Source organism: Ulvibacter sp. 2305UL32-6, assembly GCF_058148545.1.
The window spans coordinates 291060-304004 of the sequence record NZ_JBYVKA010000003.1; the positions used below are offsets into that span (position 1 = coordinate 291060).

A 12945-nucleotide genomic window follows, 5' to 3' on the forward strand; every position below is an offset into this window, starting at 1 on the left:
ATAACCCTTGCTTCAGAAATTTCCGAAAGAACTAAAAAAATCTTTTTAGTAAATATGTGTTTTTTCTTCGGAAGGGTGTCAGAACGTCAAACAACCATTTTTCCTTTAAACTTTTCTTAATTATAAAATAGGAAACTTTCCAAATTCCTAACTTTATAAAGTGAGCAAATAATACTATGAAACAACCCCTGCTAATCTTTAATGAAAACGGAATATACTGCGCAAAAGCTGATGTCTATATCGATGCATGGCGACCAGTCGACAAATGCATTATTACCCATGGCCATGCCGACCACAGTCGCTGGGGACATAAAAAATACATTACACACAGTAACAATGTTCCTATTATTAAACATCGCCTCGGCGATATTGAAGTAAGTGGGAAAAAATGGAATGAGACTTTTACTATCAACGGAGTAACATTTTCTCTTCATCCAGCAGGGCATATTGTAGCATCCTCTCAGGTTCGGGTTGAATATAAAGGTGAAGTCTGGGTTTTTACGGGCGACTTTAAAACTGAAAATGATTTACTCGCAACACCTTATGAAGTTGTAAAATGCCACACCTTCATTACCGAATGTACCTTTGGGCTACCTGCCTTTTCGTGGACACCGCAAGCCGAGGTTTTTTCGGATATCAATAATTGGTGGGCTCAAAATAAAGCCGATGGTCGCAGCTCGATTCTCTTCGGATATAGCCTCGGAAAAGCACAACGCTTGTTAAAACATCTCGATCCTAGCATTGGCAAAATATATACGCACGGAGCTATCGAAAACATGACCGAAGTCCTTCGAGAAAATTATACGTTCCCGCAAACCACTCGCATTACCCGTGAAACGACAAAGCAAGAGATCACTGGCAATATAGTTTTAGCACCGCCTAGCGCCCACGGCGGAACATGGATTCGAAAAATGGTGCCTTATGTTACCGCAAATGCCAGTGGTTGGATGACTTTTAGAGGCGCCCGAAGACGTCGTGCCATTGACCGTGGATTTGTACTAAGCGATCATGCCGATTGGGAAGGCCTTTTAAGCGCTGTTGCGGCTACAGGTTGCACAAAAGTGATCGCTACACATGGTTATACCGATATTTTTTCGCGGTATCTCCGTGAAGAAATGGGCCTTGATGCGCGTACCGAAAACACCCAGTACGAAGAAGAAGGTAGCGAAACAGCAAAAACCAAAGACGATGTTGAATCTCCATCCGTGAAAAGCGAGGAAGAAAAAAAGAGCCTTCAATGAAAGCATTTGCCAACCTCATAAAAACGCTTGACAGCACTAACAAGACCAACGAAAAGGTAGCTGCCTTAACTTCCTATTTTGAAAATGCTGAAGATGACGATAAACTTTGGACCATTGCTATTTTATCACATCGTCGCCCGAAAAGACCTGTAAACACAACCCTTCTTAGACTTTGGGCAACCGAAATTAGCGGAATCCCACTTTGGCTTTTTGAAGAAAGTTATCATATTGTTGGAGACCTCGCGGAAACGATTGCCCTTATTATTCCTAATTCTGAAAAAGAAACCGACAAATCTCTATCGCAGTTTGTTGCCGAGATCATTGAACTCAAAACCCTTTCCGAAGAAGATAAAAAGGAATATTTACAAACCAATTGGAAGCGTCTCAATTATTTTGAACGCTTCGTGTTTAATAAGATCATTACGGGCGGTTTTCGCATTGGCGTAAGTCAAAAGTTAATGACCCGCTCGCTTTCCAAAGCAACAGGAATCGATGAAGATATTCTCGCCTACAAACTTATGGGCGATTGGACACCACAAAACACAACCTATCAACAACTTATTTTAGAGGAAAACGAGGCCGATTACCTCTCAAAACCCTACCCCTTCTATTTGGCATATTCTGTGGAAGATGATTTTCAAGAAACATTGGGGAATATTGAAGATTGGAACTTTGAGCATAAATGGGACGGCATTCGCTCACAAGTAATTATACGAAATGATGAGATTTTTGTTTGGTCACGTGGTGAAGAATTAGTTACCGACAAATATCCCGAATTTCAACGTTTTCTTTCTGAAATACCCAACGGAACCGTACTCGATGGTGAAATTCTTCCCTTCGGAAATGGAACGATCGGAAACTTTAATGACCTACAAACTCGTATCGGTCGGAAAAACCTATCAAAAGCCCTACTCGAAAAAACGCCCGTGATCCTCAATGCTTACGATATCTTAGAATGGAAAGGAAAAGACCTTAGACAACAGCCCTTTTCCGAAAGAAGAAAAATTTTAGATGAACTAATTGGCATTTGTAACTGCAACGAAATTGGTCTTTACCTCAGCGAAACCATGACTTTTAAGACGTGGGAAGAAGCGGCGAAAGAACGGGAATTAGCTCGTGAAAAATACAGCGAAGGGCTTATGCTTAAACGCAAAGATTCACCCTATCTCGTTGGACGAAAAAAAGGCGATTGGTGGAAATGGAAAACAGACCCATTTACCATTGATGCGGTACTTACCTACGCCATGCGCGGCCATGGAAGACGTGCTAATTTATATACCGATTATACGTTCGGACTCTGGAATGACGGCGAATTGGTCACTTTTGCAAAGGCGTATTCGGGTTTGACAGATGCCGAATTTAGACAGGTTGATGCTTGGATCAAAAAGAACACTTTAGAGCGTTTTGGTCCGGTGCGAAGCGTGACGCCACATCATGTTTTTGAAATTGCTTTTGAAGGAATTGCCGAAAGTAGTAGGCACAAAAGTGGGATTGCCACACGATTTCCGCGCATACTTCGCTGGCGAAAAGATAAGCCTATGGAAGAAGCCAATACCTTAGACGATCTTAAAGCTATGATTCCGAAGTGAAGCAAGCAGAACTCATAGCACTGGCAGAAAATTGGTTTCAGCAACAAAACTGGAAGGCGTTTCCTTTTCAGAAAAAGACTTGGAAAGCCTTTTTACAAGGAAAACACGGACTCCTAAACGCACCTACTGGGAGCGGAAAAACCTATGCCCTTTGGATCCCAATCGTACTACAATACATAAAAAACAATCCAGATTATAAAACAAAAAAAAGCAAAGGGATTCAAGCGATCTGGATCACACCTTTACGTGCGCTTTCGGTTGAAATACAGCAGTCGGCACAACGATTTGCAGACGAAATGGGCACAGGTTTAACCGTTGGTATTAGAACGGGCGACACTTCGCAAAGCGAACGAGCGAAGCAAAAAAGGAATATGCCCGATCTACTTATCACCACACCCGAAAGTTTGATGCTATTATTGGCTTCCAAAGGTTATGAAAAAACGTTTAAAACACTTAATGCCATCGTTGTGGACGAGTGGCATGAACTACTGGGAAGCAAACGCGGAGTGCAAATGGAACTCGCTCTGTCACGCTTAAAAACGGTCTGCCCCAGTCTGCGAATTTGGGGAATTTCAGCAACCATTGGGAATTTAGAGCAAGCGCAGGATGTATTGCTTGGGGTTGATGAAACTTTCCGAAGCAATTCGGTACTGATCAAGGCTGCTCAAAAAAAGAAGATCATCGTCAAATCCATCATACCAAAAAAAATGGAAACCTTTCCTTGGCGTGGTCATTTGGGATTGCACCTATTAGACGATATCATTCCCATCATAAAAGCGAGTAAAACCACCCTTATTTTTACCAATACGCGCAGTCAATGTGAGATCTGGTTTCAGAAAATACTTCAAAAATATCCTGAGTTTGCCGGCGAACTCGCCATGCATCACGGGAGTATCGCCAAAGACACCCGTTTGTGGGTAGAGCAAGCCATACGCAATGAATCGCTGAAGGCCGTGGTAGCTACATCGAGTTTAGATCTTGGTGTTGATTTTGCGCCTGTGGAAACCATCATTCAAATCGGTGGTCCAAAAGGCGTTGCTAAATTTTTACAACGCGCAGGACGTAGCAATCACAGACCTGGAGAGGCTTCGGTAATTCACTTTCTACCAACTCACGCCATGGAATTGATCGAAGCTTCAGCCTTAAAAAAAGCGGTAAAAGAGGAAGTTGTTGAAGATCGAATTCCGTATTTACTAAGCTTTGACGTACTTATTCAATATCTCGTGACATTAGCAGTGAGTGACGGATTCATTCCGTCGAAAATTTTTTCTGAAATTAAACAAACATTTTGCTTTCAAGGCATTACAGAAGACGACTGGCAATGGTGCCTCAACTTTATTACCATGGGAAGTCAGAGCCTCCAGGCTTACGACGAATATAAGCGCGTGATCATTGATGAACACGGTGTTTTTAGAGTTGAAAGCAGAAAAACCGCAATGATGCATCGGCTGTCTATAGGAACCATCGTTAGTGATGCGATGTTACAAGTTCGTTATGTAAAAGGCGGATTTATAGGAACGATTGAAGAATATTTTATTGGGAAGATGAAGCCTGGTGACACCTTCGTTTTCGCAGGGAGAACTTTAGAACTGGTCCGTCTACGGAATATGGTCGCTCAAGTACGCAGTGTTAATAAGCGCACTAATAATGTGGTAAGTTTTATGGGCGGACGCATGGCACTGTCCTCACAAATGAGTGAAATTTTACGTGCAGAATTACAAACCGCACGTTCCCTTTCTCAAGAAAATAATGCTAATCAAAACCTTGACACAAAACGAGCAACACCAGAACTTATAGCATTAAAAGATCTTTTTGCCAGACAAGCCTTAGAGTCGGTCGTACCAGGCTCCAACGAATTTTTGATCGAAACTTTTAAAACCAGAGAAGGCTATCATCATATTTTCTACCCGTTTGAAGGGCGGTTTGTGCACCAAGCCATGGGCGGATTTTTAGCCTACCGAATTAGTTTGCTTTCGCCCATCACCTTTTCATTGGCATATAATGACTACGGATTTGAACTGCTTAGTGACCAACCCATCGATATTCAAAATGTGCTGGATAATGATCTTTTTACAACCGATTTTCTATTTGACGACCTTCAGAAAAGCTTAAACGCAACCGAACTGGCTCGTAGAAAATTTCGTGATATCGCGGTTATCAGCGGGATGGTATTTACGGGTTACCCAAGCAAACAAGTAAAAACAAAACACTTACAAAGCAGCTCACAATTGCTTTTTGATGTGTTTCGCGATTACGAAAACGATAATTTGTTGTTTTTACAGGCGTTTCGGGAAACCTTTGAACACGAATTAGAAGAAGGAAGGCTGCGCGAGGCAATGCTGCGTATTCAAACACAAGAGATTGTCTGGAAACCCTGTAAAAAAGCAACGCCCTTTAGCTTCCCTATCATTACCGATCGCTTGCGAGAAAAGCTTTCTTCCGAAAAATTAAAAGATCGCATTAAGCGTATGACACTCCAATTGATGAAATAAATAATTTGTAATGCAGCATCAGCATCCCTTGTAAGATAAAAGTTCAGTGTTTTTTCTTCTGAAATTTTAATCCCCAAACTAGTTTAGATAAAATAAAAATTGGTTTCACCGTATCTTTGTGTTCGTGTCTGAAAAAATTAGCATCTTAGAGCAGCAGTTTACGCTTCACCCTTATCGGGCCATGTATTGGCATGAGCAGGCGATGCTTCTCATTGCCGATGTTCATTTAGGGAAGGTTGACCATTTCAGAAAACATGGTGCGGCAATTCCTCCAAATAGTTCCGAAGAAAATTATACCCGTTTAAACGCTCTAGTTGCTCACTTTAAACCCAAAACCATTTGCTTTCTTGGCGATCTGTTCCATAGTTCACTAAACAAAAGTTGGTTACATTTTAGCGCCTGGGTTTCCGCTTCCGAAGCAGACATCATCCTTATAAGTGGTAATCACGATATTATTCCCGCCTATCTGTTTGAAGATATTGGAGTTCGTGTCTTAGAATCATTGCGTATTGATCATTTCTTGCTCACACATCACCCCGAAGATGTGGAACATGGCTTTAATTTTTGCGGCCACATTCATCCGGGGGTACGAATGGATGGATCTGGCAGGCAACAGTTGCGTCTTCCTTGTTTTTATAAAACAAAATTTCAGCTTATCATGCCCGCTTTTGGTAACTTTACGGGAAAGTATGTTTTAAATCCAACAGAAACCGACGACATTTATGTCATCGTAGACGACGAAGTGATTCGGGTTTCTTAAAAATTTGTTATGAAAAAATTACTGCAAATAGGGAATATCATTGCTTTTATAGTCACGATCTATTTCAATTATGCTTCTAGCGCTGGTGTTTTTGCCAACACCACCCAAGCCGACGTGAGCGCAAAATATCAAACGCTCTTTACACCGGCGGGCTATGCCTTTTCTATCTGGGGGCTTATTTATTTGTTGTTGCTGGGTTTTATTATTTATCAGTCACGTAGTCTTTTTGTCAAGGTGCGTGATGACGAATTTATCATGCGAATTGGATGGTGGTTTATTGCTAGTTGTATAGCCAATAGTCTATGGTGTTACCTATTTGTGTCAGATTATATTGCGCTATCGGTGATCGTTATCTTTATAATGCTGCTGTGTCTTATAAAAATTGTAATGAACAATCGTATGGAGTTATGGGATGCTCCTTTTTCAGTGATTGTTTTTCTTTGGTGGCCATTTGTGATCTACAGTGGCTGGCTCACCGTGGCGTGTATTGCAAATGTGTCAACCCATCTTGTTAAGATAAACTGGGATGGATTTGGCATTTCACCCGCCACATGGACCTTGATCATGATTGTGATAGCAACGTTAATAAATCTTATTGTCACTTGGAAACGCAACATGCGTGAATTCGCATTGGTAGGCGCCTGGGCATTGGCGGCCATTGCTGTAGCTAATTGGGACCTGCATCAAACTATTGCTTTTACAGCTATCTTTTGTGCGGCTATTCTATTTATGAGTACTAGTTTACACGGTTTTAAAAATCGTGATACAAGTCCGTTTATAAAGTTAAACCAATACCTCAATCGCTCCTGATGGAAAATCAAAAACACTTATTCGAGCTGCCGGAAGACATTACGTATTTAAACGGGTCTTATATGTCGCCCCAATTACGGTCGGTCACCAAGATCGGCACAGAAAATCTAGTTAAAAAGGCAAATCCGACCCTTATTTTGGAAGCCGACTTTTTTTCGGAAAAACAACGCTTAAAAGAACGTTTTGCTCAATTAATTGAGACAGATGACCCGCAAACCATCGCCATCATTCCTTCGGTTTCCTACGGAATCGCAACTGCCATGCATAACATCCCGTTTGAAAAGGGTGATGAAATTTTAGTACTTGAGGCCCAATTTCCGAGCAATTATTATGCTTGGAAACAATTGGAAACCACCAAGGGTGTGATCGTCAAAACGATTGTAGCTCCGCCTATTGGTCCAGATCGCGGACGCATATGGAATGAATCTATTTTGGAAGCAATCAATGAACACACCAAGTGTTTGGCTTTGCCACAAGTGCATTGGGCTGATGGTACGTTATTTGACCTAAAACGTTTTGGAGAACGTGCGCGCGAAATTGGTGCTTATCTAATTGTTGATGCGACACAAAGTGTTGGCGCCATGCCCTTTTCTGTAAAGGATATTCAGCCAGATGCTGTTATTTGCGCAGGTTATAAGTGGCTTTTAGGACCTTATAGTTTGGGTGTCGCATACTATGGTGAGCGATTCCATCACGGAACGCCCATAGAAGATAATTGGATGAATCACCAAAACAGCGAAAACTTCTCCAATTTGGTGAATTATAACGCTCAGTTTAAGGAAAAAGCAAGTCGGTATGATGTAGGTGAATCGAGCAATTTTATTCTAACACCTATGCTTTCAGAAGCCATTCAGCAATTGATAAATTGGACACCAGAAGCGATTCAGGCATATTGTAGAACGATCTCAGAAGAATCGATTCAAAAACTACAAAAAGCGGGTTATTTTATAGAAGAATCAGAGTATCGTGCGAAGCATTTATTTGGTATTTATCTTCCTAAAGACAAGAGCATAGATACTTTAAAAGAAAAATTATTGGCTGCTAAGATCTTTGTTTCTTATCGCGGCAAAGCCATTCGTATTTCGGCAAACGTTTATAATACTAAAGAAGATCTAGAGAAGCTGGTAAAGCATTTGTGATAAGGTATAGATCTGTTTTAAAAACCTCGTTTTTCCATAGACTGTTATCAAAATGATAAAGTTAGTTTTTTGTTCTTCGGAAGGGAACAGAACTTCTTATCTTTGCAATCCTAAACGAAATATCTCCTCATCGAGGGAAATCACTAAAATTACCCGTCTTTACGGGCAATTAATATGAGCAAATCGCTTGTTCGTTCGCTTTTTAAAGAGTCTTCGGAAGTTCGAAAACTCGGGGAAGCTATTGCCCAATCTCAAACCCGTATTGATGTTTCCGGTTTGGCGGGATCTGCTACTTCTCTAGTTATTGCGGAAGTCTTTAAAAAAACAGAATTGCCCTTTTTAATCATTTTGAATGACAAAGAAGAAGCGGCGTATCATCTTAATGATCTCGAAAATTTACTCGGTGGCGATACTGTATTATTTTACCCTGGCAGCTACCGAAGACCTTATCAGATTGAGGAAACCGATAATGCAAATGTGTTGTTGCGCTCGGAAGTTTTAAACCGAATCAACTCCCGCCGTAAGCCCGCACTTATTGTCACCTACCCAGAAGCCCTTTTTGAAAAGGTTGTCACCCGCAAAGAATTAGAAAAAAACACCCTTAAAATTGCGCTTAACGATCAACTTTCTATAGATTTTGTCAACGAAGTCCTTTTTGAATATCAGTTTAAACGCACCGATTTTGTAACTGAACCCGGTGAGTTTTCTGTACGTGGAGGTATTCTCGATGTATTTTCCTTTAGTAATGACGAGCCCTATCGAATTGAATTTTTTGGCGATGACGTAGATAGTATTAGAACCTTTGATGTTGAAACCCAACTCTCACTAGAGCAGGTAAAAAAAGTGTCTATTATTCCCAATGTGGAAAATAAGCGAATGCAAGAGCAGCGCGAAAGCTTCCTAAAATATATTGCTGCAAAAACAGTGGTTTTTGTAAAAAATGAAACCCTGTTAAGGGATAGCATTGAAAAGCTATTTAAAAAAGCAACCGAAGCTTATCAAAATTCACAAGGGGAAGTTCGGATAAATACTCCAGATGAACTGTTCTGTACGGCAACACTACTTGAAGACCAGTTATCTCATTTTACTAAAGTTTCTCTGGCAAATGCTAAAGATACATCGTCTCATAGCAATATTAAGTTTAATGTAAGTCCGCAGCCCTCTTTCAATAAACAGTTTCATTTGTTGATCGAAAATTTAAACGTCAACACAGCCGACGGGTATAAAAATTATATTTTCTGTAGCAGTGAACAGCAGGCGAAGCGTTTTCACGATATTTTTGACGATGCACAGCAGAAAGTAACGCAATATGAAACAGTGGTGTTTCCCTTGTACCAAGGCTTTATAGATCACCAAAACCATCATGTTTGCTATACAGATCATCAGATCTTTGAGCGCTATCATAAGTTTCAGCTAAAAAATGGCTACGCCAAAAAACAAGCGATCACACTTAAAGAACTCACGAATCTTGAGGTTGGCGATTTTGTAACGCATATTGATCACGGTATCGGGAAGTTCGGCGGACTCCAAAAAATAGATGTGGAAGGCAAACAACAGGAAGCTATTAAATTGTTTTATGGTGAGCGCGATATTCTATTTCTTAGCATTCATTCGTTACATAAAATTTCAAAGTACAATGGTAAAGATGGCACCACACCTAAAATCTATAAATTAGGAAGTGCCGCCTGGAAGAAACTCAAACAAAAAACAAAAACAAGGGTCAAAGAGATCGCTTTTAACCTTATTGAATTATACGCCAAACGCCGTTTGCAAAAAGGTTTTCAATACGATCCAGATAGCTATTTACAACACGAATTAGAGTCTTCTTTTATTTATGAAGACACTCCAGACCAAGTAACGGCTACCGCCGATGTAAAACGCGATATGGAAAGTGAACGCCCCATGGATCGTTTGGTGTGTGGTGATGTTGGCTTCGGAAAAACAGAAGTTGCTATTAGAGCTGCCTTTAAAGCCGTAGACAATGGTAAACAAGTCGCTATATTGGTTCCTACCACAATTCTTGCCTTTCAGCATCATAAAACCTTTAGCGAACGCCTTTCTGAAATGCCCGTCAAAGTAGATTATCTCAATCGCTTCCGAAGTGCAAAAGAACGAAGAGAAGTACTGGAAGGCCTAAAAGATGGCCGCCTTGATATTGTGATCGGGACACATCAATTGGTGAGCAAATCGGTTGAATTTAAAGACCTCGGACTCCTTATTATTGATGAAGAGCAAAAATTTGGTGTAGCCGTAAAAGACAAGCTAAAAACAATTAAAGAGAACGTAGATACACTCACCCTTACCGCAACGCCTATTCCAAGAACACTGCAGTTTAGTTTAATGGCAGCGCGAGATCTTAGCGTTATTACAACACCTCCACCCAATCGCTATCCCGTAGAAACCCACGTGATCCGTTTTGGCGAAGAAACCATTCGCGATGCGATTCGTTATGAGATCTCGCGCGGCGGACAAGTATTCTTTGTTCATAACCGCATCGAAAACATTAAAGAAGTTGCAGGGATGATCCAACGTCTAGTGCCAGATGCAAAAATTGGCATCGGTCACGGTCAAATGGAAGGAAAAAAACTCGAGCAAATCATGCTTGGTTTTATGAACAACACCTTCGATGTGCTCGTTTCAACCACCATCATTGAAAGCGGACTAGATGTGCCCAACGCAAACACAATTTTTATCAATAATGCCAATAATTTTGGGCTGAGTGATCTGCATCAAATGCGCGGTCGAGTTGGTAGAAGTAACAAAAAGGCATTCTGTTATTTTATAACGCCACCCTATTCTGCCATGACCGATGATGCCCGAAAACGTATCACAGCCTTAGAGCAGTTTAGTGAATTGGGTAGCGGACTCAATATCGCAATGAAAGATCTTGAGATTCGCGGTGCGGGAGATCTACTTGGTGGTGAGCAAAGCGGATTTATAAACGAAATTGGTTTCGATACCTATCAAAAAATTCTTGCTGAAGCCATTGATGAATTAAAGGAAAAAGAATTTAAAGACCTCTATGCCGAAAGCGATCGCGACTTTAAAAATAGAACGTTTGTCAAAGATGTGGTTATCGATACCGACTTCGAATTGCTCTTCCCAGATGATTATGTAAACAATATTACAGAACGTCTAAACCTCTATACAAAGCTAAACGAGATCAAAGACGAAAAGGAGCTGGAAGCTTTTGAAAAAGAATTGATAGATCGCTTTGGTGAGCTTCCTGAACAAGCCGTCGCGTTGCTAGACAGTGTACGTATTAAATGGATCGCCGTGGCCATGGGACTCGAACGTGTGATCATGAAAAACAAAAAATTAGTAGGATATTTTGTAGCTGATCAACAAAGCGCATTTTATCAAAGTGACGCTTTTAGCAAGGTTTTACAATACGTTCAAAGTCATTCCACAACAATAAAAATGAAGGAAAAACAAACTAGAAACGGTTTGCGCCTATTGTTGACCATAGATAAACTCCCTTCAGTCAAAATTGCATTACAACTGCTACAACGATTTTCGGTCTAGTTATTGCTTAAAGATTCTGTACATTTATACCCTCATATTAGAAGTACCATGATAAAAAAAATACTTTTAGTTTTTCTTGTTTCTCTTTCCCTTTCAGCGACGGCTCAAAAAACAATTTCAGGAACCTTTACCCCGGCAGATGCCTATAATTTTGGTATTCTCTATATGATCGATGTAAACAACGTCTTTTATAAGGTAGATAGCAACATTAGGGATGGAGTATTCACTGTTAAGACTAAAGAAAATATGGAGCCCGGCATGTATCGCCTGGTCTACGATCTCCCACAAAACGAGCATTTCTTCGATTTTATTTATAGCGGAAATGAGGATATCGAATTCGCTTTTTCTTCCGAAACAGGCGTCTCTTTTGTTTCTTCGGAAGAAAACCGACTCTGGTACAACTATAAAAATGCTGTAGACACCTATTTGCAGGAAGTAGATGTGATGTACGCCGACTCAAGTTCCGAAAAACAAATAAAAAAACGATTTAAAGCGCAAACTCAAATCTTAAACGAACTCGAAAAAGAAGCAGAAGGTACAGTTGCCGCAGCATTTATTCGCGCTTATACCCCTTACATTCCAAGTCATTTTGAAACAGTAGAAACTTACCGTTCAAACCGTAAAAAGAACTATTGGAAAACCGTTGACTTCGGAAATATACAACTTCAAAAATCGGGACTACCTCTTGAAATGGCGCTTAAATACGTCTTTAATTTCGTTGAAGATAGTGAGCAACCCGAAGCTTCCCGCAAAGAAAATGTGGATATACTCGCAAAGGCAGTTGTAAATCAGTCACCTGTCTTTCAGAAAGCCTTACTTACTGATCTTTGGCAATTTATGGTAAATAACGAACAAATTGAGATTGCCAATTACCTTTCCGAAGAACACCTTATTGGCATTGCCGAAGCACAACAAGATGCCGCACTATCACAAAAACTCCGAATCTTTAAAAACACATCGATTGGAGCCCTTGCTCCTAATTTTTTCTGGGAAGAAGATATTGATGGAAAAACGGTAAATACCAATCTACACGCCTTAGACGATGCCGAAAATTACCTGATCATTTTTTGGAGTAGCTTGTGTTCACACTGTCTTTCCGAAGTACCTAAAATTCACGCGGCGCTTAAAAATTCAGCCCCTGGAAAATTTCATGTGATCGCTGTTGGGCTGGAAGACGAACCCTACGATTGGCAAAACCGTATTTTAGACATGCCCAACTTTAGCCATGTGTTAGGTTTGGGGAAATGGGACAATAAAATTGGCGATGACTACGACGTTTCGGCTACGCCAACCTACTACCTTTTGGATGCTACCAAACACATCAGCGCCAAACCCGAAACCCTTGAAGAATTAATGCAGCTTATCGCGGAAGACAAATAGTAATTGCGA

Annotated in this window: 8 protein-coding genes; all 8 read left to right on the plus strand. The window is 40.6% G+C overall.

What is annotated here, in order from left to right; genetic code table 11:
• Positions 1–176: 176 nt before the first annotated feature.
• The 8 genes from ACY2RU_RS11070 to ACY2RU_RS11105 all read left to right on the plus strand — a co-directional run bounded on the left by ACY2RU_RS11070 (position 177) and on the right by ACY2RU_RS11105 (position 12936).
• The gene (locus tag ACY2RU_RS11070) at positions 177–1241 is read left to right on the plus strand and encodes a ligase-associated DNA damage response exonuclease (protein ID WP_490138523.1); all 1065 of its coding nucleotides are present in this window, start codon (positions 177–179) and stop codon (positions 1239–1241) included.
• The gene (locus ACY2RU_RS11075; RefSeq protein ID WP_490138524.1) at positions 1238–2830 is read left to right on the plus strand and encodes an ATP-dependent DNA ligase; all 1593 of its coding nucleotides are present in this window, start codon (positions 1238–1240) and stop codon (positions 2828–2830) included. The genes ACY2RU_RS11070 and ACY2RU_RS11075 overlap by 4 nt, the downstream gene beginning before the upstream one ends.
• Positions 2827–5322 (plus strand): ligase-associated DNA damage response DEXH box helicase, encoded by a 2496-nt coding sequence (locus ACY2RU_RS11080; protein ID WP_490138525.1) that lies wholly within the window; start codon positions 2827–2829, stop codon positions 5320–5322. Before ACY2RU_RS11075 ends, ACY2RU_RS11080 begins: the two co-directional genes overlap by 4 nt.
• A 124-nt stretch (positions 5323–5446) precedes the next feature.
• On the plus strand, positions 5447–6082 hold the full coding sequence (gene pdeM / locus ACY2RU_RS11085) for a ligase-associated DNA damage response endonuclease PdeM (RefSeq protein ID WP_490138526.1): 636 nt from the start codon (positions 5447–5449) through the stop codon (positions 6080–6082).
• A 9-nt stretch (positions 6083–6091) separates the two neighbouring features.
• Complete coding sequence (locus tag ACY2RU_RS11090; protein ID WP_490138527.1) at positions 6092–6892, plus strand: TspO-related membrane protein; 801 nt, start codon at positions 6092–6094, stop codon at positions 6890–6892.
• A complete protein-coding gene (locus tag ACY2RU_RS11095) occupies positions 6892–8031 on the plus strand; it encodes an aminotransferase class V-fold PLP-dependent enzyme (protein ID WP_490138528.1) in 1140 nt (379 codons plus the stop codon). The genes ACY2RU_RS11090 and ACY2RU_RS11095 overlap by 1 nt, the downstream gene beginning before the upstream one ends.
• Positions 8032–8205: 174 nt before the next feature.
• Positions 8206–11556, plus strand: coding sequence for a transcription-repair coupling factor (mfd, locus tag ACY2RU_RS11100; protein ID WP_490138529.1), 3351 nt, complete (start codon positions 8206–8208; stop codon positions 11554–11556).
• Positions 11557–11604: 48 nt separating this feature from the next.
• Complete coding sequence (locus ACY2RU_RS11105) at positions 11605–12936, plus strand: TlpA family protein disulfide reductase (protein WP_490138530.1); 1332 nt, start codon at positions 11605–11607, stop codon at positions 12934–12936.
• Positions 12937–12945 lie beyond the last annotated feature (9 nt).